At 67.0% G+C, this 22822-nt stretch carries 20 protein-coding genes; 10 read left to right on the forward strand and 10 right to left on the reverse strand.

The genetic code is table 11. The annotated features are described in order from the left end of the window. Nucleotides 1-42: 42 nt before the first annotated feature. Together htpG and AC1RWI_RS33615 are read right to left on the reverse strand one after the other, a co-directional pair. Entirely contained in the window at nucleotides 43-1956 is a 1914-nt protein-coding gene (htpG, locus tag AC1RWI_RS33610) for a molecular chaperone HtpG (RefSeq protein WP_043348077.1), read from the reverse strand. 158 nt (nucleotides 1957-2114) lie between these two features. Beyond that, nucleotides 2115-3536: an aminotransferase-like domain-containing protein gene (locus AC1RWI_RS33615; RefSeq protein WP_052494806.1), complete on the reverse strand. Its 1422-nt coding sequence runs from the start codon at nucleotides 3534-3536 to the stop codon at nucleotides 2115-2117. A 198-nt stretch (nucleotides 3537-3734) separates the two neighbouring features. On the opposite strand from AC1RWI_RS33615, the gene AC1RWI_RS33620 reads away from it, so the two are divergent. The 8 genes from AC1RWI_RS33620 (at nucleotide 3735) to AC1RWI_RS33655 (ending at nucleotide 9844) form a co-directional block, all read left to right on the forward strand. Beyond that, nucleotides 3735-4427 carry a VOC family protein gene (locus tag AC1RWI_RS33620; protein WP_492870477.1) on the forward strand — a complete coding sequence of 231 codons (693 nt, stop codon included), beginning with the start codon at nucleotides 3735-3737 and terminating at the stop codon, nucleotides 4425-4427. An 86-nt stretch (nucleotides 4428-4513) separates the two neighbouring features. Beyond that, nucleotides 4514-5230, forward strand: a complete 717-nt coding sequence (locus AC1RWI_RS33625) for an alanyl-tRNA editing protein (RefSeq protein ID WP_043348085.1) — start codon at nucleotides 4514-4516, stop codon at nucleotides 5228-5230. 17 nt (nucleotides 5231-5247) lie between these two features. Next, entirely contained in the window at nucleotides 5248-5886 is a 639-nt protein-coding gene (locus AC1RWI_RS33630) for a LysE family translocator (protein WP_043348089.1), read from the forward strand. A gap of 82 nt (nucleotides 5887-5968) precedes the next feature. After that, nucleotides 5969-6907 (forward strand): DMT family transporter, encoded by a 939-nt coding sequence (locus tag AC1RWI_RS33635; RefSeq protein WP_144409897.1) that lies wholly within the window; start codon nucleotides 5969-5971, stop codon nucleotides 6905-6907. 11 nt (nucleotides 6908-6918) lie between these two features. After that, nucleotides 6919-7377 carry a RidA family protein gene (locus AC1RWI_RS33640; RefSeq protein ID WP_043348096.1) on the forward strand — a complete coding sequence of 153 codons (459 nt, stop codon included), beginning with the start codon at nucleotides 6919-6921 and terminating at the stop codon, nucleotides 7375-7377. 109 nt (nucleotides 7378-7486) lie between these two features. Continuing rightward, complete coding sequence (locus AC1RWI_RS33645) at nucleotides 7487-7816, forward strand: DHCW motif cupin fold protein (protein ID WP_043348099.1); 330 nt, start codon at nucleotides 7487-7489, stop codon at nucleotides 7814-7816. A 39-nt stretch (nucleotides 7817-7855) separates the two neighbouring features. Further along, a complete protein-coding gene (locus AC1RWI_RS33650) occupies nucleotides 7856-9043 on the forward strand; it encodes an aminotransferase-like domain-containing protein (RefSeq protein WP_043348101.1) in 1188 nt (395 codons plus the stop codon). A 156-nt stretch (nucleotides 9044-9199) separates the two neighbouring features. Next, nucleotides 9200-9844 (forward strand): glutathione S-transferase family protein, encoded by a 645-nt coding sequence (locus AC1RWI_RS33655; protein WP_043352127.1) that lies wholly within the window; start codon nucleotides 9200-9202, stop codon nucleotides 9842-9844. Nucleotides 9845-9879: 35 nt separating this feature from the next. Here the strand turns inward: AC1RWI_RS33655 and AC1RWI_RS33660 are convergent, their stop codons facing one another. After that, nucleotides 9880-10533 (reverse strand): LysE family translocator, encoded by a 654-nt coding sequence (locus AC1RWI_RS33660; RefSeq protein WP_043348104.1) that lies wholly within the window; start codon nucleotides 10531-10533, stop codon nucleotides 9880-9882. 387 nt (nucleotides 10534-10920) lie between these two features. Between AC1RWI_RS33660 and AC1RWI_RS33665 the strand changes: the two genes are divergently transcribed. Beyond that, nucleotides 10921-12597 (forward strand): L-lactate permease, encoded by a 1677-nt coding sequence (locus AC1RWI_RS33665; RefSeq protein ID WP_043348108.1) that lies wholly within the window; start codon nucleotides 10921-10923, stop codon nucleotides 12595-12597. Nucleotides 12598-12690: 93 nt separating this feature from the next. Here AC1RWI_RS33665 and AC1RWI_RS33670 read toward each other — a convergent pair whose 3' ends face one another. The 7 genes from AC1RWI_RS33670 to hutU form a co-directional block, all read right to left on the reverse strand. Continuing rightward, nucleotides 12691-13116 carry a type II toxin-antitoxin system VapC family toxin gene (locus AC1RWI_RS33670; protein WP_043348111.1) on the reverse strand — a complete coding sequence of 142 codons (426 nt, stop codon included), beginning with the start codon at nucleotides 13114-13116 and terminating at the stop codon, nucleotides 12691-12693. Next, nucleotides 13110-13487, reverse strand: a complete 378-nt coding sequence (locus AC1RWI_RS33675) for a type II toxin-antitoxin system Phd/YefM family antitoxin (RefSeq protein ID WP_043348113.1) — start codon at nucleotides 13485-13487, stop codon at nucleotides 13110-13112. Before AC1RWI_RS33675 ends, AC1RWI_RS33670 begins: the two co-directional genes overlap by 7 nt. 5 nt (nucleotides 13488-13492) lie before the next feature. Beyond that, nucleotides 13493-14431, reverse strand: a complete 939-nt coding sequence (hutG, locus tag AC1RWI_RS33680; protein ID WP_043348117.1) for a formimidoylglutamase — start codon at nucleotides 14429-14431, stop codon at nucleotides 13493-13495. Nucleotides 14432-14445: 14 nt separating this feature from the next. Beyond that, the gene (locus AC1RWI_RS33685; protein ID WP_043348119.1) at nucleotides 14446-15753 is read right to left on the reverse strand and encodes an MFS transporter; all 1308 of its coding nucleotides are present in this window, start codon (nucleotides 15751-15753) and stop codon (nucleotides 14446-14448) included. Between the two features lie 182 nt (nucleotides 15754-15935). Beyond that, nucleotides 15936-17336, reverse strand: a complete 1401-nt coding sequence (locus AC1RWI_RS33690) for an amino acid permease (protein ID WP_492870478.1) — start codon at nucleotides 17334-17336, stop codon at nucleotides 15936-15938. Between the two features lie 88 nt (nucleotides 17337-17424). After that, nucleotides 17425-18957, reverse strand: a complete 1533-nt coding sequence (hutH, locus tag AC1RWI_RS33695; protein ID WP_492870479.1) for a histidine ammonia-lyase — start codon at nucleotides 18955-18957, stop codon at nucleotides 17425-17427. 2 nt (nucleotides 18958-18959) lie between these two features. Beyond that, the gene (gene hutU / locus AC1RWI_RS33700; RefSeq protein WP_043348126.1) at nucleotides 18960-20645 is read right to left on the reverse strand and encodes a urocanate hydratase; all 1686 of its coding nucleotides are present in this window, start codon (nucleotides 20643-20645) and stop codon (nucleotides 18960-18962) included. Between the two features lie 361 nt (nucleotides 20646-21006). On the opposite strand from hutU, the gene AC1RWI_RS33705 reads away from it, so the two are divergent. After that, the coding region (locus tag AC1RWI_RS33705; protein ID WP_492870480.1) for an ABC transporter ATP-binding protein at nucleotides 21007-22822 on the forward strand (1816 nt) is incomplete at its 3' end.

Raw genomic sequence — 22822 nt, forward strand, 5'->3', positions numbered from 1 at the left:
CTCCCTCTCCCGCAGGCGGGAGAGGGAGCAAACCCGCTACGCTTACGCCAGCAGCTTGTTGACGCGCTGCACGTAGATCGACGGATCTTCGAGCGTGCCGCCCTCGGCCAGCAGGGCCTGGTCGAACAGCACGTGCACGCGGTCGCCGAAGGCGTCGTCCGTGGGACCGGCCTCCACCAGCGCGCGCAGCTTTTTCACCAGCGCATGGTCAGGGTTCAGCTCCAGGATGGGCTGGGCGTCGGGCGCCTTCTGGCCGGCCTGCTTCAGCAGGCGTTGCAGGTAGCCGCTCATGTCGCCTTCATCCGAGACCAGGCAGGATGCCGACTCGGTCAGACGCAGCGTGACGCGCACGTCCTTGGCCTTGCCTTCGAGCACAGCCTTGGCGCGTTCGAGCACGTCCTTCCAGTCGCCTTCGGCCTTTTCCTGCTCGGCCTTCTCGTCGGCGTCGGCCAGCGCGCCAAGCTCCAGGTCGCCGCGTGCCACCGAGACCAGTTCCTTGCCATCGAACTCGCGCAGGAAGGACAGCATCCATTCGTCCACGCGATCCGTCAGCAGCAGGACTTCGATGCCCTTCTTGCGGAACACTTCCAGGTGCGGGCTCGACTTGGCCGCGGCCCAGCTATCGGCCGTGACGTAGTAGATCTTGTCCTGGCCTTCCTTCATGCGGCCCACGTAAGCGGCCAGCGCCACGCTCTGCTCGGCGCTGTCCTGATGCGTGGAAGCAAAGCGCACCAGCTTGGCGATGCGCTCCAGGTTGGCGGCGTCTTCGCCCAAGCCTTCCTTGAGCGCCTGGCCGAACTGCTGCCAGAAGGTGGTGTACTTGGCGCGTTCGGCTTCGTCCTCGCTGTCCGCCAGCGTTTCCAGCATCGACAGCACGCGCTTGGTGCAGCCTTCGCGGATAGCCTTCACGTCGCGGCTCTCCTGCAGCAGTTCGCGCGAGACGTTGAGCGGCAGGTCGGCCGAATCCACCACGCCCTTGACGAAGCGCAGGTAGGCCGGCAGCAGTTGCTCGGCATCGTCCATGATGAAGACGCGCTTCACATAGAGCTTGAGGCCGGCCTTGTGGTTGCGGTCCCACATGTCGAACGGCGCGCGCGCCGGGACGTACAGCAGCTGCGTGTATTCGCTGCGGCCTTCGACGCGGTTATGGGTGTAGGCCAGCGGCGCTTCGTTGTCGTGCGCGATGTGCTGGTAGAAAGCGGTGTACTGCTCTTCGGTGATATCCGATTTGGAGCGGGTCCACAGGGCGCTGGCCTGGTTTACGCTCTCCCACTCGCCCGTTTCCTTGTAGGCGCTGGTCTCGGCATCCCAGACTTCCTTGGGCATGCGGATCGGCAGCGAGATGTGGTCGGAATACTTCTGGATGATGCCCTTGATCTTCCAGGCGGAGAGGAAATCGTCCTCGCCTTCGCGCAGGTGCAGCGTGATGGTGGAACCGCGCTCGGCACGATCGATGGCGTCGACGGTGAACTCGCCGTCACCTGCGCTTTCCCAGCGCACGGCTTCGCTGGCGGGCAGGCCGGCGCGGCGCGTTTCCACGGTGACCTTGTCAGCCACGATGAACGCCGAATAGAAGCCCACGCCGAACTGGCCGATCAGGGCGGCATCCTTCTGCTGGTCGCCGGATAGCTGCTGGAAGAATTCCTTGGTACCCGAGCGGGCGATGGTGCCAAGGTTGCGGATCGCCTCGTCGCGGCTCATGCCGATGCCGTTGTCGGTGATCTTCAGCGTGCGGGCCTTGGCGTCGGCCTCGATGCGGATCGCCAGGTCGGCGTCGTTCTCGAGCAGGGCCGGATTGGCAATCGCCTCGAAGCGCAGCTTGTCAGTGGCGTCGGAAGCATTCGAAACCAGCTCGCGCAGGAAAATTTCCTTGTTGCTGTACAGCGAGTGGATCATCAGGTGCAGCAGTTGCTTCACTTCCGCCTGGAAGCTCATCGTCTCGTGCGGTGCGGTCATGGTTCTCCTCTTAACAATCTTGGCTAACTTGGCTGATTTGGGAATCCAGGCAATGTGACGGGCCGGCAGCCGGGGGCCTATGGGCCGGCGTCAGGCCGGTGACCCGAAACATAAGGGCATCCGAGCGGTTTTCAAGACATCGCCCGGTTGGGACCCGGTTAGCGCCGCTCCAGCTGGCGCGCCAGGAAGGCCAGCATGGCAGGGTCCTGGCTGCTGGCCACATTGAAGCGCATCCAGCCGGACGGCATCTGCGACGGCGAGAACAAGCTGCCGGGGGCGAACAGGTAGCCCTCCTCATGCCCGGCGACGGCAATGGCGTTGGTATCGCGCCCGGTGTCCGCCCACAGGTACATGCCGGCGTGCTGGCCCGCAAAGAGCGACAGGCCCATCCGCTCGATGGTGCGCCGGGTCTCGTCGCGCGCCCGGTCGAGCCGGTTGCGCACGCGCTCCACGTGCTTGCGGTAATGGCCTTCGGTCAGCACTTTGTACAGCACGCGCTCGTTGATCTCCGGCGAAGCCAGGCCAGCCAGCAGCTTGCTGTCGGTCAGGCTGGCGGCCAGCTCCGGATGGGCGGCGATAAAGCCCACGCGCAGGTTGGCGGCCAGCGTCTTGGAAAAGCTGCCCAGGTAGATCACCCGGCGCAACTGGTCCAGGCTGGCCAGCCGGGTGGCGGAGTGACCCGGCGGGCACAGGTCGCAATAGATGTCGTCCTCGACGATCAGCAGGTCGTACTGCTCGGCAAGGCGCAGCAACTGGAAGGCCTTGGCGGCCGACAGCGAAGTGCCGGTGGGGTTGTGCAGCACCGAGTTGATCACCATCAGGCGCGGGCGGCGCGCCTGCAGGATGCGCTCCAGCGCCTCCAGGTCCGGGCCCTCGGCGGTGTAGGGCATGCCGATCAGCTGCGCGCCCTGGGCGGCGAAGCGGCCGAACATGACGAACCACGCCGGGTCGCCCACCAGCACCGCGTCGCCGGGGCGCAGGTAGAGCCGGGCGATCAGGTCGAGCGCCTGGGTGATGCCGGAGGTGAGCACGATCTGCTCGGGGGTGGCACCGATCTCCAGTTCGGCCAGGCGGTTGCGCAGTTGCTGGCGCAAAGGCAGGAAGCCCTGCGGCGTGCCGCTGGCCAGGAAGTGGCTGCCCGGCTGGCGTCCCAGGCCGCGCAGCGCGCTGGCGATCAGCTCGCCGTCCAGCCAGTCGTTCGGCAGGAAGCCCATCCCCGGAGACTTATGCGGCTCGGTGGAGTGGAACATGCTGCGCAGCAGCCAGGTCACGTCGATATTGCGTGCGCCGGTAGCCACGGGCGCTACCGCCGCCACCTGGGGCGTGCGCTCGCGCACATAGAAGCCCGAGCCGCGGCGGGATTCGAGGTAGCCCAGCGCCACCAGCCGCTCATAGGCCTCGACCACGGTGAAGCGCGAGATGCCCTTTTCCTGCGCGAGCTGGCGAATCGAGGGCATGCGCATGCCGGCGCGGAAGACCCGCTCGTCGATGCGCAGCCGCGCCCACTCGGTCAACTGCTCCACCAGCGTCATCTGTGCCGAGGGCACCGGGTCGGGCATGCGCTCGGTGGGCGGAGGCATGACCAGGCGCAATGAACGCGCCTGCTCGCCAGCCTGGGGAGCCGCGCCCTCCTGCTTGCCCGCCCCGGCTCCTTTATCCTTGAGCCCTGGCGCAACCGGTTCCCTGCTGTTCATGCCCTGCTCCCGCCACTGTACTGAGAATGTTCTGCATAACTGTATCGGTACTGTACCGACAACCTTGTCTACCATCAACACACAATGACAATTGCCCTCGACCATCTCGTGATCGCCGCCCCCACGCTTGAAGCGGGGGCGCAGCATGTCGCAGACGCGCTCGGCGTGACGCCCCAGCCGGGCGGCGCGCACCCTGGCATGGGCACCCACAATTGCCTGCTCGGCCTGTTCGGCGGCATCTACCTGGAAGTCATCGCCATCGACCCCGAGGCACCGGCTCCCACGCGGCCGCGCTGGTTTGGCCTGGACACCGAGGCAGTGCAGGCCCGGCTGCGCCATGGTCCCTTCCTGATGCACTGGGTCGCGCGGGTGGAACGCCCCACCGACCTGTCCCTGTGGCAGGCGCAGTACCCTGCGCGCATCCCGCCGGTCATCCCGATGACACGTGGCGACCTGCGCTGGCGCATCACCGCGCCGGAGGACGGCAGCCTGCCCGCGTGGCCGGCTGACGATGCGGATGGCACGAACGGCGCGGCGACGCCGGGCGACGGCATCCTCCCCACGCTGATCCAGTGGGATGTATCGACCCATCCGTCGTCCCGGCTGCCGAACCAGGGCCTGGCGCTGCGCTCGCTGCGGGCACGCCATCCGCAGGCCGCACGGCTGGCCGAGGCCTTGCAATGGCTGGGCGGCACCCAGTTCGTCCCGGAAGCATCCACGCTCGCGGAACTGAGCGCGGAGATAGAAACGCCCGATGGCGTGCGCACGCTGCGCTGAACCGGAGCGCCGACTGCCGCAAGACGTAGGACGCGAGACGCAAAAAATACTGTCACAACAAGAACAACCACCGAGGAGCCCCTCTGATGTCCGCCACCCGCAAACGCTTCGACGACGACGCCTATCTCGGCAGCTGCACCGCCACCGTGGTAGCCGTGCACGCTGACGGCATCGAACTCGACCAGACCGTGTGCTACGCGCGCAGCGGCGGCCAGGCGGGCGATACCGGCACCCTCAAGCTGGCCAACGGCGCGACCATCGCACTGCTGGAAACCGTGTACGCCCCGGACCGCAGCCACATCCTGCACGTGCCGGCGCCGGGTACGGCGCTGCCGGAGGCGGGCGACATCGTGGCCGTCACGATCGATTGGGAGCGCCGCCACCGGCTGATGCGGCTGCATACCTGCCTGCACCTGCTGGGCTCGCTGATCCCGGTGCCAGTGACCGGCTGCGGCATCTCGCCCGACTCGGCACGCATCGACTTCGACCTGCCGGAATCCACGCTCGACAAGGCCGTGCTCACCGAGCAGCTCAATGCGCTGATCGACGCCGACAGCCGCGTGCAGGTGGAGCGCATCACGTCCGAGCAACTCGCCGAGCAGCCCGAGCTGGTACGCACGGTGGGCGCGGCGCCGCCCGCGGGCAGCGGCGTCATCCGCATCATCGACATCCCCGGCGTGGACCGCCAGCCTTGCGGCGGCACCCATGTGGCGGGCACCGGCGAGATCGGCGCCGTGCTGGTGACCAAGATCGAGAAGAAGAGCCGCACCAACCGCCGCGTGGTCGTGCAGTTCGCTGCGTGAGAGCGGCAAGACGATAGATGGATCCCGCTCTGCTCACCGGGCTGTCGGCTGCCCAGTTCGCCGCGCTGCTGTCGCTGATGGCAGTCGGCGCCTTCACCCCCGGCCCCAACACGACGATTGCCGCGGTCACGGGCGCCAACTTTGGCCTGCGCGCCACGCTGCCGCACTGCGTGGGCGTAGCGTTCGGCTTTGCCAGCATCCTGGCGCTATGCGCGGCGGGCATTGGCGCGCTGGTCCTGGCCAGCCCGGCGCTAGCGCTGCTGGTGCATGCCGCCGGCGTACTCTACCTGCTGTGGCTGGCGCTCAAACTGGCGCGCAGTGCCGTGCTGTCGGACAAGCAGGTGCTGCGCCCGCTGTCGATGTGGCAGTCGGCCGTGCTGCAGTACGCCAATATCAAGGCGTGGATGCTGGCGCTGGCCACGGCCGCCTCGTATATGGCCGGCGCGCAGTCGCCGGTGCATCGGGCCGTGCTGGTGTGCGCGGTATTCGGCGTGTTCGGCTTTGTCAGCAATGGCGTGTACGGCGTGATTGGCGCCGCGCTGCGGCAATGGCTGCAGGTGGGCCACCGCATCCGCTGGTTCAACCGCGCAATGGGCCTGGCGCTGGCACTCACGGCGCTGTGGATCGCGCTGGCTGGCCGGCCCACCCTGCACTAATTCAAACTCAAACGCCATGGCTGCCAGAACCACCTCTGCCCAACCCATCGCTAGCGCCCCTGCCGACACCCACAGCGGCGGCATGCTGCTCGGCTTTACCGGCGTGGCCGTGTTCAGCCAGACCTTGCCCTTCACGCGCATGGCGGTGGCCGAACTGGACGCCACCTTCGTCGCGCTTGGCCGTGCGGTGGTGGCTGCGCTGCTGGCGCTGGTGCTGCTGTGGCAGCGCGGCGCATTCGCCCGCGCGCGCCGTCCCCGGGGCGGCCAGTGGTGGCGCCTGGGGGTGACCTCGCTGGGCGTGGTGGTGGGCTTTCCGCTGTTTTCCTCACTGGCCATGCGTGAAGTGCCGGCCGGCCACGGCGCCATCATTACTGGCCTGCTGCCCCTGGCCACGGCGGTCTTCGCCGCCTGGTTCGGCCGCGAGCGGCCGTCGCCGGCGTTCTGGCTGTCGGCCGCCGCCGGCAGTGCGCTGGTGGTCGCCTTTGCCCTGTGGCAGGGCGCGGGCGGGCTGCAGCATGCCGACTGGCTGCTGTTCGCAGCGATGGTGCTGGGCGCGCTGGGCTATGCCGAGGGCGGCAAGCTGTCGCGCGAGCTTGGGGGGCTGGAAACCATCAGCTGGGCGCTGGCCGTGGCGCTGCCGCTGCTGCTGCCGGTGGTGGCCTGGCTCGGGCTTGGGCACGCCGGCCAGATCGCAGCCGCCTCGCCGCGCGCCTGGATCGGCATGGGCTATGTTTCCGTATTCTCGATGTTCGTCGGCTTCCTGTTCTGGTACGCCGGGCTCGCAAAAGGCGGCGTGGCGCGCGTCGGGCAGATACAATTGCTGCAGCCGTTCCTCACGCTGGCGGGCGGCGCCCTGCTGCTGGCCGAGCCGCTCGATGCCGTCACCCTCGCCTTTGCGGTGGCAGTGATCGGCGTGGTAGCCCTGGGCCGCCGTACCGCCGTGCGCAGCGCCCCCGCGAGCCCCGTGCCCGCGCCCGCCGCCGAAGAACCCCACCCTGCCCCTACGGGACGATCCCTCTGACTGGAGACCCTATGTCCGTTCACGACACCCTTGCCCGCCTCGGCATCGCACTGCCCACCGCTGGCGCACCGGCCGCAGCCTACGTCATGGCCGCGCAAACCGGCAATACCGTGTTCCTTTCGGGCCACATTGCCCGCAAGGATGGCAAACCCTGGGCAGGCAAGCTGGGCAAGGACCTGGGCACCGAAGACGGCAAGGTTGCCGCGCGCGGCATCGCCGTGGACCTGCTGGCCACGCTGAACACCCACCTGGGCGGCGACCTGGACCGCGTCACCCGCATCGTCAAGGTGATGAGCCTGGTCAACTCCACGGAAGACTTCACCGAACAGCACCTGGTGACCAACGGCGCCTCGGAGTTGCTGGCGGAAGTCTTCGGCGAGGCCGGCAAGCATGCCCGCAGCGCCTTCGGCGTAGCGCAGATCCCGCTGGGCGCCTGCGTCGAGATCGAGATGATCGTCGAAGTGAAGTAAGCCGGCGCAAAGCAGAGAGCAAAAAGCAGAGCAAAGTGAATTGAAGCAAGGCCAGGGTCCGGGGGATCCCCCCGCCCTGCGCCCAACCGGCCGAAGGCACCTCCAACTCATGCGCATCGACAACCTGCCTTTCGGCACCACCGACTGGTCTGACATCACCCCGACCCGCCACCCCGGCGACACCGGCGAAGCCCTCTGGCGCACCCGCCAGTTCGGCGACATCCGCGTTCGCATGGTGGAGTATTCCGCCGGCTATCTCGCCGATCACTGGTGCACAAAAGGGCACATCCTTTTTGTGCTGGAAGGCGAGTTGCATACCGAGCTGGAAGACGGCCGGCATTTCGTGCTCCGCGCGGGCACGAGCTACCAGGTCGCCGACCAGGCAGAGCCGCACCGTTCGTCCACCCCGACCGGGGCGCGGCTTTTTATCGTTGACTGAGTCGAGCCAACCCGACTCCCCACACACCAAGAGAACATCATGAACTGGGCCATCTCCCGCCGGGCGCAACAACTGACCAGCTCGGCTATCCGCGAAATCCTGAAAGTGACCGAGCGTCCGGAAGTGATTTCCTTCGCGGGCGGCCTGCCGTCGCCGGCCACCTTCCCGGTAGCGGCCATGGAACAAGCGGTGGCCCGGATCTTCGCCGACAACCCGCAAGCCGCCCTGCAGTACGCCGCCACCGAAGGCTACATGCCGCTGCGCGAATTCATCGCCAAGCGCCATGCCGTGGACGTGGAGCGCGTGCTGATCACCACCGGCTCGCAGCAGGCGCTGGACCTGATCGCCAAGGTGATGATCGACCCGGGCAGCCCGGTGCTGGTGGAAACACCCAGCTACCTCGGCGCGCTGCAAGCCTTCTCGCTGTTCGAGCCCGAGTTCGTCTCGGTGCCGGGCGACGACAAGAGCCTGCTGCCGGAATCGCTCACGCCCGAGCTGACCGCCGGCGCGCGCTTCCTCTACGCCCTGCCCAACTTCCAGAACCCCACCGGACGGCGCATGCCGCTGGAGCGCCGCCAGGCCCTGGTGGCCCGCGCCCGCGAGCTCGGCCTGCTGCTGGTCGAGGATGATCCCTACGGCGAACTGAGCTATAGCGGCGACCAGTTGCCGAGCCTGCTGTCGATGAACCCCGACGGCGTGATCTACATGGGCTCGTTCTCCAAGATCCTGGCCCCCGGCCTGCGCCTGGGCTTTGTGATCGCCCCGCCCGAGCTGCACTTCAAGCTGTGCCAGGCCAAACAGGCGTCGGACCTGCATACGCCCAGCTTCACCCAGCGCCTTGCCTATGAAGTGGTGCGCGATGGCCTGCTGGACTCGCATATCCCCACCATCCGCACGCTCTACGCGGCGCAGTGCCAGGCCATGCTGGACTCCCTCGCGCGCCACATGCCGGAAGGCGTGACCTGGAACGCGCCGGAAGGCGGCATGTTCATCTGGATGGAGCTGCCCGAAGGCCTGGACAGCATGGAGATCCTGCAAGAAGCGGTCAACCGCAATGTGGCCTATGTGCCGGGCGCGCCGTTCTACGCCAGCAACCCGCGCCGCAATGCACTGCGCCTGGCCTTTGTCACGGTGGCGCCGGAGCGCATCGAGCAAGGCGTGGCCATCCTCGGCACGCTGTTCCGCGAAGCCATCGCCAAGCACGCGCCGCAAGCCAAGGCTGCCTGAGCGTCGCTTGAGCGACACGCATGGCACGGATACGTCTGCTGGCCGATACCGGGCTGGCGGGCTTCATGGCAAGATAACGGCCATTGCCTGTCAGTCCGGGCCACGAACGCGCAGGCATTGCGCATGCGCGGCCCACGCCTTGAGGAGAAGGTTCTCGTGCTGCGTATCTGGGGTCGGCTCTCATCGATCAACGTGCAGAAAGTGGTCTGGTGCGCGCGCGAGCTGCACCTGGACCACGAACGCATCGACATTGGCGTCAGCGAGGGCGACCTCGACACCGAGGCCTATGTCCGGCTCAACCCCGACCGCAGCATCCCGGTGATCGAGGATTTCCGTGGCACCGACGTAGGCGGCGAGCCCTTTGTGCTGTGGGAATCCAACGCCATCGTGCGCTATCTTTGCGCACACGACGGCGAGGACACCCTGTGGCCCGGCAACGTCAAGGCGCGCGCGCTGGCCGATCGCTGGATGGACTGGCAAACCAACGCCTTCAGCCCGGCCATGGTCGACGCATTCCGCCACCTGGTGCGGCTGCCCGCCGAGCAGCGCGACCCTGACCTGATCGCCCGCTCCCTGGAGCGCACCGAACCGCTCGCGGCCCGGCTCGACGAAGCCCTGGCGCAGCGTGAATTCATCTGCGGCGACCGCTTCACCATGGCCGACATCCCGGTTGCCTGCGCCGCCCACCGCTGGCTGGGCCTGCCAGTCACACACCAGCCCCGCCCGCACCTTGAGCGCTGGGCAGCGGCCATGCGTGCACGGCCTGCCGCCCGCACCATCCTGACGCTGCCGCTGGTCTGAGCCGCCCCCCCTTATTTGCCGACTTGCCTGCCGGTCTACTTGCTGTTGCGCCCGCCCGACACCGCGGCAAGCACCCCCAGCCCGATCAGCGCACCGCCCGTCAGGTAGCGGCCCACGGCCTGCGCCCCCCTGGCGCGCGCGAGCAGCGGCAACAACGCCGCCGCGGCCAGCACATAGCAGCAATCGGTGGTGGCGGCGATCAGGACGAAGGTGCCGCCCAGGGCCACGCTCTGCGGCAGCGCCGCGATGGCGGGGTCCATGAACTGCGGCAGGAAGGCAGCGAAGAACAATGTGGTCTTGGGGTTGAACAAGGCCACCACGAAGCCATCGCGAAACACCCGCCGCAGCCCGGCGCTGCCAGCAGCCGGGTCCGCCTGCGCAGCAGCGGCCGGTCGCGCGCGCAGCGCCCGCACTCCCAGGTAGACCAGGTAGGCCGCACCTGCGTACTTCATCACGGCAAAGGCCAGCGACGACACCGCGAACAGCGCAGCCAGCCCCAGCGCCGCCGCCAGCACATTGACCAGGTTGCCCAACACCACGGCCGTCACCGAAGCCAGGCCGGCAAGCCGGCCTAGCGACAGCGTGCGCGCAACGATGTAGATCACCGCCGGCCCCGGTGTCACCGCAAGCAACAGGCTGGACAGCAGGAAAGCGGCAAGCACGTGACCGCCGGGAAGGATGTGCAGCATGGCAATGCTCCTTCAGAAACAAGAACGCCACCTTTCATGCCGGACCGGTCGACTTACCGGCAGCGCCAAGGCGAAAAAGGACGACCGGCACATTCTGCCACCACCGGCCCGGCCAACATACATTTGCGTATCGAGTGGTTTGGAGTACTCTGCCAATAAGGCAGCGAGTGCGCCAACCTGCCCCCCAGGCAAACCCTGATCCATGAATCCGGCTCACGATGACGGTGACTGGATTTAGGGCAGCGCGGCAGGAACCCATCCTTAAAATCCGAAGCTTGCCGGTCGCGCGGTGGGCAAGTTGGCAATACGCGCCCGGACAAAAAGCTGACGCGGCAGCCTGCTCCTAATACAAAAGAAACCTGTCGCCCCAACCCGAGGAGATTCATCGTGTGGACTCAAGTCTATGACCCGCTAGGCAGCCTGGCATTGTCCACGCTGGCAGCGGGGATTCCTGTCGCCGTACTGCTGGCGGCGTTAGCCTTCTTTCACCTGCAGGCCCACCTGGCCGCCGGGCTGGCCCTGGTGGTCGGCGTGGTCATTGCCTCCGCAGTGTTCGGCATGCCCGCCGCAATGGCAGGCAAGGCTGCCGGCCTGGGCATCGCATCGGGCCTGTTCCCGATCGGCTGGATCGTGCTGAACATCATCTTCCTGCACCGGCTGACCACCATCAACGGCTCCTTCAAGGTGCTGCAGAACTCGATCTCCGGCATCACCGAAGACCGGCGCCTGCAACTGCTGCTGGTGGCCTTCAGCTTCGGCGCTTTCTTTGAAGGCGCCGCCGGCTTCGGCACGCCAGTGGCGGTCACCGGCGCCATCCTGATCGGCCTCGGTTTCTCGCCGCTGGCGGCATCCGGCCTGGCGCTGATCGCCAATACCGCGCCGGTGGCCTTCGGCGCGCTGGGCGCGCCGCTGATCGGCCTGTCCGCGGTGACAGGCCTGGACCTGCTGCATCTCTCGGCCATGGTCGGCCGGCAGTTGCCCTTCTTCTCGTTGCTTGTGCCGTTCTGGCTGATCTGGGCCTTTGCCGGCTTGCGCGGCATGCTGGCGATCTGGCCGGCGATCCTGGTGGCCGGCGTCACCTTCGCCGTGCCGCAGTTCCTGGTGTCGAACTACCACGGCCCCTGGCTGGTGGACGTGATTGCCGCGCTGGTGTCGATGGGCTGCCTGACGCTGTTCCTGAAGGTCTGGAAGCCCAAGGAAATCTGGACCTCCACGCGCATCCTCGGCCGCAGGGACGACTCCAAGGTCGACGACCCCGAAGCGGTGGCCGCCGAAGCCCGCGCCAGCGCCGCCTCCGCCGGCATCTCGGTGGTCAAGGCCTGGATGCCCTGGGTGATCCTGACCGTATTCGTCTTTGTCTGGGGCGTGCCGGAATTCAAGAAGCTGATGGACGGCCTGTGGCAATGGAAATTCCCCATCCCCGGCCTCGACAAAGCCGTGTTCAAGGTGCCGCCGGTGGTGCCGAAGGCCACTGCCGAAGGCGCGGTCTTCACGTTCAACGTGTTGTCGATGGCCGGCACCGGCATCCTGGTCTCGGGCATTCTCGGCGGCCTGCTGATGGGCTACTCCTTGCCGCGCCTCGTCAGGGAATACTGGGAGACCATCAAGCTGGTGAAGTATTCGCTGCTGACCATCTGCGCGATGTTCGGCGTGGGCTACCTGACCCGTTACTCGGGCCTGGATGCCACGCTGGGCCTGGCCTTTGCCCACACCGGCGTGCTCTACCCGCTGTTTGGCACCATGCTGGGCTGGCTGGGCGTGGCGCTGACCGGGTCCGACACCGCCTCCAACGTGCTCTTTGGCGGCCTGCAGAAGACCACGGCCGAGCAGCTCGGCCTATCGCCGATCCTGATGGCCTCGGCCAACAGCTCGGGCGGTGTGATGGGCAAGATGATCGATGCGCAGTCCATCGTGGTGGCGTCCACCGCCACCAAGTGGTACGGGCACGAAGGCGAGATCCTGCGCTATGTGTTTTTCCACTCGATCGCGCTGGCGATCCTGGTGGGGCTGTTCATTACGCTGCAGGCTTATGTGCATCCGTTCACGCAGATGGTGATTCACTGAGCTGGCAAACCAGCGGCCATGAAAAAGGCCCCGCTATTGCATGGGCGGGGCCAGACTGAAGCTGAAACGGGAGCTGGGCGCCGGAGCCCGCGCTCAGCCCCCAAACCAGTTGACCAGCCGCAAGCCCGCCAGCCCGGCAAAATCCCTGATATTGCGCGTCACCAACGTCAGGCCGTGCGCCATCGCGACGGATGCGACCTGTCCGTCCACAAAGGGCAGGCTCAGCCCAGCCCGCTCCCGCGAATTGCGTAGCTCGGCATGAATCCGTGCCGCAGCGCTGTCATAGGGCAAGACCGGCAAGCTGCCCGCCACTTCCTGCACGAAACGGCCAACTGCGTCCTTGCGCTGGCCATCCGGCATGCGCAGCCAGCCATAACGTAATTCATGCCAGACCGGCGCCGGAATAACCAGTTCGCCATCGAATCGGGCCAGGTTCGCCATGACCCCTGCATCCGGTTCTGGCCGCATTGCCTCCGAGACAATGTTGGTGTCCAGCAGCCAACTCGCAGCGCTCACCATGTGAAGTCACGCCCGTCGCCGGGTTGACGCACATGCTCGAATGGGTCGGCTTCATCTTCCGGTTGCGCGTGCTCGCTGCGCCATTCGCTCAAACGCCCAAAGAAGCCAGACGTGGAACCGACAAGCAGCCGGTATTGCGACCAGGACATCAACACTGCAGCCGGCTGACCGCGCCGGGAGATCAGCAGCGGTTCCTGCCCGCTCTCCGCGTCCCGAAGCACATCGGAGAGATGCGCTCTTGCCTCCGAGAATGGAATGGTTTGCATAGCCTTACCTCCCACATCGAAATGTACAATCCAATTGTACAACAATGAGCCACCGAGTGTCGGCGGGGAGGGGTTCTTTGCGGCGATGACGATGACGATGACCACGGCCCTCAGGCCATCAACCGGTAGGCCAGCCGCGCCGCAGCCCGAGCGCCGCAGGCGTCACGGTCATAGAGCGGATTGAACTCCGCCAGGTCCGCCACGCGCAGCTTGCCGCTGGCGCGCACCAGCGCCACCACCTCCTCCACCACGGGCAGGGGCACGCCATAAGGGGCGGGCGCCGAGACAGCCGGCATCACTGCCGCCGGCAGCACGTCCAGGTCGATCGTGAGGTAGACGTGATCGACCGCATCCATCAGCCCCTGCAACTCGGCAAGCCGCGCGTCCAGGTGCCGTTCCTGCATCTGCACGTCCTCGACGTAGTGCACGCCAAGCGCCTGGGCATGCGCGAACAGCGCGGCGGTATTGCCGAGGCGGCTGACGCCCAGGCAAGCGTATTCGAAACGCTGTCCGCGCTCGTGGCAGGCCTGCGCGATCTGGTCGAAGGGCGTGCCCGAACTGCCTGGACGGCCAGTGCGCAGGTCGAAGTGCGCATCGAGGTTGATCACCAGCACGCGGCCGTGGTCGCCACGCGCATCGAGATGCGCGCGCAGCCCCTGCCAGGTGCCCCAGGCGATCTCGTGGCCACCGCCGAGCACCAGCGGGAATGCACCCTGCGCCAGTTCGGCCGCGACCGCTGTTGCCAACGCTTGCTGCGCCGTCTCGAGATCGCCATCGTGGCAGACGACATCGCCCGCATCGTGGAACGCTGCCAGGCCATGGGCCGGGATGCCGGCCAGCGCGCGGCGGATCTCGCGCGGGCCACCAGCCGCGCCGGGACGGCCTAGGTTGCGCAGCACGCCGGCGTCGCAGCAAAAGCCCAGCAGCACGGGCGCGCCGGGCACGCGTTCGGCGCCTTGCGCGCGCACGACATGGAACAGCCGGCGCGTGTCGCCCAACTCGCCTGCATCGCTGCGGCCGCGCCAGATGCTGCCCGGCGCTGCAGCCATTGGATCTCTTTCGCTCATGACAGGCGGCGGCCCAGGGTTTCCGGCACCATCGCCAGGCCGATCAGCGAGACCAGGCCGCAGCCGATCACGTAGAACGCGGGCGCGTTGGGATTGGCGGTGAGATGGATCAGCTCGGTCGAGAAGAACTGCGCGAAACCACCGAAGATGGCAATCGCCACGCAGTAGGCAATCGACAGGCCGGTGGCGCGCATGCGCTGTGGCAGCACCTCGCTGACCAGCACCATCGACGCGGGCGAAGTCATCGACATCGGCACCGATAGGCAGCCCACCACCAGCAGCAGGCGCGTCAGGCTGGGCTCGGCGTTGATCAGCACGAAAGCGGGATAGATCATCAGCAGCAAGGCCACGCGCGACCACAGCACCACCGGGCGCCGCCCCACCCGGTCGCTCAGCCAGCCCGCCAACGGCGACAGCACGACCTGCACGGCAGCGGCCACGCAAGCGGCCCAGATGCCCAGCGACAGCGGCATATGCAGCTGGCTAACGGCATAGTTGCTCAGGTAGTACACCACGATATAGGTCGATGAAGCCACGCCGATCATCAGCAGGATGCTGGCCACCAGCGCACGCCCGTGCTCACGCAGCAACTGCAGCGTGGAGCCGCGCTCCGGCTCGCCGGCGGCCGGCGCCGTCTCTTCCAGGCGGCGGCGAATCACCAGGCCCACCGGGATCACCAGGATGCCGATCACGAAGGCCAGGCGCCAGCCCCATGCCTCCAGCGCCTGCTGCTCCAGCACATTGCTGAGCAGCAGGCCGACCAGCGCGCCGAACAGCGCCGCCAGGCCCTGGCTGAACGGCTGCCAGCCGGTATAGAAACCGCGCGAGCGGTCATCTGCATATTCCAGCAGCAGTGCCGTGGAGGCACCCATCTCCCCGCCGATGGCAAAGCCTTGCACCAGGCGCGCGAGCAGGATCATGATCGGCGCGAGCATGCCGATCTGCGCATACGTCGGCGTGACCACGAAGATCACCGAGCTCAGGCCCATCAGCCAGAGCGTCAGCGCCACCGCCGGCTTGCGCCCGACACGGTCGGCATACATGCCGATCAGCAGGCCGCCCAGCGGGCGCATCAGGAAACCCACGCCAAAAGTGGCGAAGGACAACAGCAACTGCCCCGTGGGATCGGAAACCGGGAAATACAGGCGGCCGATCAGCGTGGCGAAGAAGCTGTAGACCACGAAGTCGTAGAACTCCAGGCCATTGCCAACGGTGATGGCAGCGATGGACTTGAACCGGGACAGCGGCCGGGCCGTAGCGGCATGCGGGGCCGCTACGCCGGGAATGGTGTAGTCGATGGACAAGATGTAACTCCGAAGCAAGATAATCCTGGCCGCCCGCAAGCGGGCGGCGAGCGCGAGCCAGAGGGGGGCTTCGCGCCACTACGGCAGCGCGCGCAGCTGGCGCGCGCTACCGGTCACCCTGGCACCCGGCTGGAAAGATGCCAGGCAACGCGGGCCATGCCGACGCATGGTCCGCGCATGCATCAGTCCGCCGCAAAGGAGGAAGCCGGCGCACCCTCCTGGCCCCGCGGCCGCCCCCAGCACCACCACGCCACCACCAGCAGCAGCAGCCACACCGCGCCCACCAGCAGCGCTGCGCGGGTCTGCGGGAACCAGCCAAGCACGCCGAAGATGAACAGCATGAAGGCGATGGCCGCGAGCGGCGCTACCGGCCAGAACGGCACGGGGAACTTCAGCGCCGCCACCTCGGCGCGGCTCATGCGCCTGCGCAAGGCGACCTGCGACAGCAAGATCATCAGCCACACCCAGACCGTGGCAAAGGTGGCGATGGAAGCGATCAGCGTGAACACGTCCTCGGGCATCACGTAGTTGAGCACCACGCCGGCCAGCAGCGCGAAAGCCATCACCACCACCGTCATCCAGGGCACGCCCTTGCGCGATACGCTGGCGAAGATGCGTGGCGCCTGCCGTTGCACCGCCATGCCATACAGCATGCGGCCGGCGCCGAAGATGTCGCTGTTGATGGCGGATACCGCGGCGGAGATGACCACGATATTGAGCACCGCGGCGGCCGAGCCAATGCCCAGCCGGCTGAAGATCTGCACAAAGGGGCTGCCCTCGCTACCGATGCGGTGCCATGGATAGAGAGACATCAACACCGCCAGCGTCAGCACATAGAACAGCAGGATGCGCAGGGGCACCGCGTTGATCGCACGGGGAATCACGCGCTGCGGGTCGCGCGCCTCGCCGGCCGTGATGCCGATGATCTCAATGCCGCCAAAGGCGAACATCACCACGGCGAACGAGGCGATCACGCCAGCAATGCCGTTGGGCATGAAGCCGCCGTGGGTCCAGAGGTTGTGGATGCCGGTGGCAACGCCGCCGTCGGCCATGCCGAAACCGAACAGCATGATGGCAACGCCGCCGCCGATCATCGCGACGATGGCGCCAACCTTCAGCAGCGAAAGCCAGAACTCCAGCTCACCGAACACCTTGACGCTGAGCAGGTTGAGCCCGCCGATCAGGAACACGATGCCGAGCACCCAGATCCAGCGCGGCACGTCCGGGAACCAGAAGCCCATGTAAATGCCGAAGGCGGTCACGTCCGCCAGGCAAACGACGATCATCTCGAAGGCATAGGTCCAGCCAAGCAGGAAGCCCGCCAGCGGTCCCAGGCCGGTGCTGGCGTACTGACCGAACGAACCCGCCACCGGATTGCGCACCGCCATCTCGCCCAGCGCGCGCATCACCATGTAGACCGCGGCGCCACCGATCACGTAGGCCAGCAGCACCGCCGGTCCCGCGGTTTGGATGGCGGAGGCCGAGCCGTAGAAAAGTCCCGTGCCGATGGCCGATCCGAGCGCCATGAAGCGGATATGACGGGCGCTGAGGCCACGCTGCAGGCCTTGCGACTGCTCTTGCATTGATTTGTCTCCGAATCTTTATTTTTGTCGCGCCCGGGCGCGGGCTGCTGCGTGGCAGGCATCCCGTCCCGGGCGTCATGCCCAAGCCTCAGAGGCTGGGCAACAGCCGCGCCGGCAGCAGCGCATTCAGGGTGCCGGCCGCCAGCAACCGGCTCGCCGTCTCGATATCCGGCGCGAAGAAGCGGTCCTTCTCGTAGTAGGGCACTTCGGCGCGCAGCAGGCTGCGTGCCTGTTCCAGCTTGGGCGAGCTCTTCAGGCCTTCGCGGAAGTCCAGGCCCTGGCAGGCGCCCAGCCACTCCACGGCAAGGATGCCGCGCACGTTCTCGGCCATCGCCCACAGGCGCTTGCCGGCATTCGGCGCCATCGACACGTGGTCCTCCTGGTTGGCCGAGGTCGGCAGGCTGTCGACGCTGTGCGGATGGGCCAGCGCCTTGTTGTCGCTGGCCAGCGCGGCGGCGGTGACCTGGGCGATCATGAAGCCCGAATTGACGCCGCCGTTCGCCACCAGGAAAGGCGGCAGCTGCGACATATGGCGGTCCATCATCAGCGAGACGCGGCGCTCGGACAGCGAGCCGATCTCGGCGATGGCCAGCGCCAGGTTGTCGGCGGCCATCGCCACCGGTTCGGCATGGAAATTGCCGCCAGAGATCACGTCGCCTTCGGCGGCAAACACCAAGGGGTTGTCCGAGACCGCGTTGGCCTCCACTTCCAGGACCTCGGCGGCCTGCCGCAATTGCGTCAGGCAGGCACCCATCACCTGCGGCTGGCAGCGCAGCGAGTAGGGATCCTGCACCTTGTCGCACTGCGCATGCGAACGCGCCAGCTCGCTGGTATCGGTCAGCAGGCCACGATAGGTTGCGGCCGCGTCGATCTGGCCGCGCTGGCCGCGCACCGCATGAATGCGCGCGTCGAAAGGCGCGCGCGAGCCGAGCATGGCCTCGACGCTGAGACTGCCGCATACCGTGGCCGCGGCAAACAGATCCTCGGCCTCGAACAGGCCGCGCAGCGCGTATGCGGTGGATACCTGGGTGCCGTTGAGCAGGGCCAGGCCTTCCTTGGCGGCCAGGGTCAGCGGCTCCAGGCCGGCGCGGGCCAGCGCCTGGCGCGCCGGCAGCCATTCGCCCTGGTAGCGGGCACGGCTTTCGCCCAGCAGCACCAGCGACATATGCGCCAGCGGCGCCAGGTCGCCAGAGGCGCCCACCGAGCCCTTGAGCGGGATATGCGGATAGACCTCGGCATTGACCAGGGCGATCAGCGCATCGATCACCTTGCGGCGGATGCCGGAAAAGCCGCGCGCCAGGCTATTGATCTTCAGCAGCATGATCAGCCGGACCATGGCGTCGTCCAGCGGTTCGCCCACACCGGCGGCATGCGACAGCACCAGCGAGCGCTGCAGGTTCTCCAGATCCTCGCGGGCGATGCGGGTCTGCGCCAGCAGGCCGAAGCCGGTGTTGATGCCGTAGGCGGTCCGGCCTTCGGCAACGATGTTCTCGACGCAGGCCACGCTGGCGGCGATGGCCTCGGCGGCCCCGCCATCCAGGCTCACGCGCAGCGGCTGCAGATAGGCCTGGCGCAGCTGCGCCAGGGTCAGTTGACCAGGTTTGAGGTTCAGCGCGTTCATGTTCAGGCTTCCTTCTTGCTGTTGAGCATCGGCAGGTTCAGGCCCTGCTCTCGTGCACAGTCGATGGCGATGTCGTAGCCGGCATCCGCATGGCGCATCACGCCGGTAGCGGGATCGTTGTGCAGCACGCGGGCGATGCGCGCGGCCGCCTCGTCGGTGCCGTCGCACACGATCACCACGCCCGAATGCTGCGAGAAGCCCATGCCCACGCCGCCGCCGTGATGCAGCGAGACCCAGGTCGCGCCGCTGGCGGTATTGAGCAGCGCATTGAGCAGCGGCCAGTCGGACACGGCGTCGGAGCCGTCCTGCATGCTTTCCGTTTCACGGTTGGGGCTGGCGACCGAGCCGGAGTCGAGGTGGTCGCGGCCGATCACCACCGGTGCCGACAATTCGCCGCTGCGCACCATCTCGTTGAACGCCAGGCCAAGCTTGGCGCGCAGGCCAAGGCCAACCCAGCAGATGCGCGCCGGCAGGCCCTGGAAGCTGATGCGCTCGCGCGCCATGTCCAGCCAGCGGTGCAGGTGCGCATCGTCGGGGATCAGCTCCTTGACCTTGGCGTCGGTCTTGTAGATGTCCTGCGGGTCGCCGGACAGCGCGGCCCAGCGGAACGGGCCGACACCGCGGCAGAACAGCGGGCGGATGTAGGCCGGCACGAAGCCGGGGAAATCGAAGGCATTCGCCACGCCCTCTTCCTTGGCCATCTGGCGGATGTTGTTGCCGTAGTCGAACGTGGGCACGCCCAGCTTCTGGAAGTCCAGCATGGCCTGCACATGCAGCGCCATCGATTGCTTGGCGGCCTTGACCACACGAGCCGGCTCGGTCTGCGCGCGGTCGCGGTACTGGCCCCAGGTCCAGCCCACCGGGAGATAGCCGTTGAGCGGATCGTGCGCGCTGGTCTGGTCGGTGACCATGTCGGGGCGCACGCCGCGGCGCACCAGTTCGGGCAGCACTTCGGCGGCGTTGGCGCACAGCGCGATGGAAACGGCGCGGCCTTCGGCGGTGTACCTGGCGATGCGCGCCAGCGCGTCATCGAGGTCGGTGGCCTGTTCGTCGACATAGCGGGTGCGCAGGCGGAAATCGATGCTGGCCTGCTGGCACTCGATGTTCAGCGAGCAGGCGCCGGCCAGCGTGGCGGCCAGCGGCTGCGCGCCGCCCATGCCGCCCAGCCCGGCGGTCAGCACCCAGCGGCCCTTGAGGTTGCCGTTGTAGTGCTGGCGCCCGGCTTCCACGAAGGTCTCGTAGGTGCCCTGCACGATGCCCTGGCTGCCGATATAGATCCAGCTGCCGGCGGTCATTTGGCCGTACATGGCCAGGCCCTTGGCGTCGAGCTCGTTGAAGTGTTCCCACGTGGCCCAGTGCGGCACCAGGTTGGAATTGGCGATCAGCACGCGCGGCGCGTTGCCATGGGTCTTGAACACGCCGACCGGCTTGCCGGACTGCACCAGCAGGGTCTCATCGTCGTTCAGCGTCTTGAGCGTCTCGACGATCTTGTCGTAGCACGCCCAGTTGCGCGCGGCGCGGCCGATGCCGCCGTACACCACCAGCTCCTTAGGGTTCTCCGCCACTTCCGGGTCAAGGTTGTTCATCAACATGCGCAGCGGCGCTTCGGTCTGCCAGCTCTTGGCGTTCAGTTGGTTGCCGCGCGGGGCACGGATCTCTACATCGCGAAAGCGGTCGGTGTTGCTCACGGGAACTCCTTGGGTCAATAAGGCCGGCTCGAACCGGTCTGTTCAGCCATGCTAGGTATGTATAGTGTTGTATAGACAAGTTTGGATAAATTGGGGTATTCCCGAGGATAAGCCGCAGGCATGGACAAAAAAGTGCGCTTACGATTGCTTAAATGATGAAGGCGACGGAAAGTGCACGCCGTTCCGAGCGCGCACTCAAGCACCGCGACATGGACGACCCTCCCGCGGGTACGGACATCGGCGATGCGCAAGCGCGGTATGATGTTCCTGATCCGCCGCACGCCCATAGCATCGATACGGCCCTTGCGAGTACGCCTGCGCCCCGGACGAGGCGCTCGCCGCGGAACACTCCTGGATTCCCATGCTGATGCGTTTCCTGGAACGGTTGATTGACCCGTTCCGCGCCCTCCCCGACACCCAGCCACCCGGCCAGATCTGGCGCTTCTACGCCTATTTCCTGCGGGAGGTGTGGCCGGTCTTTGCGCTGCTGCTGGGCGTGGGGCTGGCTGGCGCGCTGATCGAAGTCTCGCTGTTCGGCTTTCTCGGCCGCTTGGTCGACCTGGCGCAAGCAACACCGCCCGCCGAGTTCTTCGCGCGCCACCGCGGCGAGCTCGTGTGGATGGCGGTGGTGGCGCTGCTGCTGCGTCCGTTCTTCAACGGCCTGCACGACATCCTCGTGCACCAGGTCATCAACCCGAGCCTGGGCAACCTGGTGCGCTGGCAGAACCACCGCTACGTCCTCAAGCAGAGCCTGTCGTTTTTTCAGAACGATTTTGCCGGGCGCATCGCGCAGCGCATCATGCAGACCGGCTTCTCGCTGCGCGATTCAGCGGTGCAGGCCGTGGATGCCATCTGGCATGTGCTGATCTACGCAGCCAGCTCCCTCTACCTGTTCGCGCAAGCCGACTGGCGCCTGATGATTCCCCTCGTGGCGTGGATCGCATGCTACGTGGCCGCCATGCTGTACTTCACGCCACGCGTGAAGGCGCGCTCGGTTGCCGCCACCGGCGCGCGCTCGCGGCTGATGGGGCGCATCGTCGACGGCTATACCAACATCACCACGCTCAAGCTGTTCGCCCACACGCGCCATGAAGAGGACTACGCGCGCGAAGCCATGGCCGACCTGACCGACAAGGCACGCCTGTCCGGGCGCATGGTCAGCGCCATGGATTTCACCGTGACCTCGCTCAATGGCCTGCTGATCGCCGGTACCACGGGACTGGCGCTGTGGCTATGGAGCCAGGGCCATGTCAGCGTCGGCGCGATTGCGCTGTCGAGCGGGCTGGTGATCCGCATCGTCAGCATGTCGGGCTGGATCATGTGGGTGATCAGCGGCATCTTCGAGAACATCGGCCAGGTACAGGATGGCCTGCAGACCATCGCCGTGCCGCGCACGGTCGGCGATCGCGACAACGCGCAAGCACTGCGCATCACGCGCGGCGAGGTGCGCTTCGAAGGCGTGGGCTTTCACTACGGCAAGGGCTCTGGCGTGATCGAGAACATCGACCTGGTGGTGCGCCCGGGCGAGAAGATCGGCCTGGTCGGCCCCTCCGGCGCCGGCAAGTCGACGCTGGTCAACCTGCTGCTGCGGCTGTACGACGTGGAGCAAGGACGCATCCTGATCGACGGCCAGGACATCGCCGGCGTCACGCAGGAAAGCCTGCGCGCGCAGATCGGCATGGTGACGCAGGATACGTCGCTGCTGCACCGCTCGATCCGCGACAACCTGCGCTACGGCCGCCCCGGCGCCAGCGAGGCCGAGCTGCTCGCCGCGGCCAACGACGCCCATGCCGGCGAGTTCATTCCACGCCTGCGCGATGCGCATGGCGCTACGGGGCTGGATGCGCAGGTGGGCGAGCGTGGCGTGAAGCTGTCGGGCGGCCAGCGCCAGCGCATTGCCGTGGCACGCGTGCTGCTGAAGAACGCACCGATCCTGATCCTGGACGAAGCCACCTCGGCGCTGGACTCCGAAGTGGAAGCGGCCATCCAGGAGAACCTGGAGACGCTGATGCAGGGCAAGACCGTGATCGCCATCGCGCACCGCCTGTCCACCATCGCGCGCATGGACCGGCTGGTGGTGCTGGAGGATGGGCGGATTGCCGAGAGCGGGACGCATGCGGAACTGCTCGCGCGTGGGGGGCTTTATGCGCGGTTGTGGGCGCATCAGACTGGGGGGT

The sequence above is a fragment of the Cupriavidus sp. MPR-AND1C genome (assembly GCF_058809705.1).